The 2,010-nt window shown below is 72.7% G+C and carries 2 protein-coding genes; one reads left to right on the plus strand and one right to left on the minus strand.

The annotated features are described in order from the left end of the window. On the plus strand, positions 1-738 hold a 738-nt coding region (locus VGW35_17155), incomplete at its 5' end, for a 3-oxoacyl-ACP reductase family protein (GenBank protein HEV8309390.1). Between the two features lies 1 nt (position 739). Here the strand turns inward: VGW35_17155 and VGW35_17160 are convergent. After that, positions 740-2,010 (minus strand): M20/M25/M40 family metallo-hydrolase (locus VGW35_17160; protein HEV8309391.1); only part of this gene is annotated, 1,271 nt, incomplete at its 5' end.

Below are 2,010 nucleotides of genomic sequence, written 5' to 3' on the forward strand. Positions count from 1 at the left end.
GGGAAGATCGCCCTGGTGACCGGCGCCAGCCGGGGGATCGGACGCGAGGTCGCGCTGACGCTGGCCCGCGAGGGCGCGTCCGTCGGCATCAACCACTTCCCGGATCCCGAGCAGACGGCGCTGGCCCGCGAGGTCCTCGACCAGGTCCGACAGCTCGGCGCCAAGGCCGTCGCGCTCCCGGCCGACGTGAGCGACGCGGCGGCCGTAGGCGGCGCCGTGGCGACGTTGATCGCGGCGCTGGGCCGCATCGACGTGCTGGTGACGAACGCCGGGATCGTCCATCGCCGCCCTCTCGTCGACGTCACCGAGGCCGAGTGGGACCGGGTCATCGCCGTGAATCTCAAGGGCACGTTCAACGCCATCCAGGCGGTCCTCCCGCACCTGCTGCGCCAGCGAAGCGGGAAGATCGTGACGGTCGCCTCGGAGCTGGCCCTGGTCGGTCGGGCGGGGCTCGCCGCCTACGCGGCCTCCAAGGCCGGCGTGATCGGGCTCACGAAGTCGCTGGCCCGCGAGCTCGCCCCGCACGGGATCAACGTCAACGCGGTGGCGCCTGGCCCGACGGACACGGACATGCTGCGCTCGAACCCGGAGTTCCGGGACGAGAACCGGGCGAACATCCCGCTCGGCCGCTGGGGGCATCCCCGGGACATCGCGCTGACGGTCCTGTTCCTGGCGTCGGGCGAGAGCGACTATTACGCGGGCCAGGTCCTGAGCCCGAACGGCGGCGTGGTGATGTAGCTCAGACCTCGGAGTCGAGCAGGAAATCGAGGGTGGTGCCCAGGTGGACCTTGGTCACCGCGACCAGGTCCGCGACCGTGATGAACTCGTCGAGGGCCGCCATGTTGTTGGGGCGAGGGCCGAAGATGACCGTGGGGACCCCGCGCGGCCGGAAATAGCGCGCATCGGTGGCGGCGAACGTGATCGTCAGCCGGGGTTCCTGCCCGGTCGCCGCGGTGGCGTTGGCCCGCACGAGGCGGACGAGCGGATCCGCCGGCGACGTGTAGCTGGCGGTGAACAGCGGGGGCATCGGCTGGAAGCGCACGTCGTGGAGACCGGCGGCCGAGAGCCGTCGTTCGACCTCGCGCCGGACGTCCTCGGGCGTCACGCCGAACGGCAGGCGGCAGTCGATCTCGACCTCGCATCGGCGGGGCACGATGTTGACCTTGAGGCCGCCCCGGATGACCCCCGCCGTCATCGACGGGCGCCGGTAGAGCCACTGGCGGCCCCGGTCGTGCTCCGTGCGCCAGTAGGTCGCCATCGTCTCGAGGACGGGCCGGAGCTCCGCCGGCGGGTGGTCCTCGAGCTCGACGATCTTCCGCGCCTCCTGGAGCGCGGCTCCGATCCGGATGACCACGTCGTCGCCGGTGCCCAGCCCCCCGTGACGGGACGCGCCTTCGGCGACGAGCCGGAACTGACACTTGCCCTTCTCGCCGATCCGCACGCCGCCCGGCGACTCGGGCTCCCCGATCAGGCAGGCGTCGCCGGCGAGCTCCGGCCGGTTCTCGAGCAGCCAGCCGGTTCCCCACGCGCCACCGGCCTCCTCGTCCGCGACCAGCATGAGCGTCAGGGGGCCGCGCAGCGGGAGGCGGCGCTCGTGGAGCAGGAGGTAGGCGAAGAGCGAGGCCGTGAGTCCACCCCGCATGTCGGCGACCCCGCGACCGAGGATCTTGCCGTCTTCGATCCGCCCTCCGTAGGGCGGAAACGCCCACAGGGCCGCATCGTCGGCCGGGAAGTGATCCAGGTGCCCGTTGAGCACGAACCGGGGGTGGGTCCCGCGTCCCGGCTGGGTGCTCACCAGGCTCACGTGGGTGGGCCGCGGCTCGAACCGCTCGACCGGCAGCCCCGCGCGCTCGAGGAGCGCGCTGTAGTGAGCCGCGATGGGCCGGGTGTCTCCCGGCGGGTTCTCGGCCGGGACCCGGAGGCCGTCCGCGCACAACCGCGCCAGCTCGTCCTGACGGCGGTCGATCTCGGCCCAGAGCTCGCGCTTGAGCAGCGCCACGCGGTCGGCCA

The sequence above is a fragment of the Candidatus Methylomirabilota bacterium genome (assembly GCA_036005065.1).
GTDB lineage: Bacteria > Methylomirabilota > Methylomirabilia > Rokubacteriales > DASRDR01 > DASYQW01.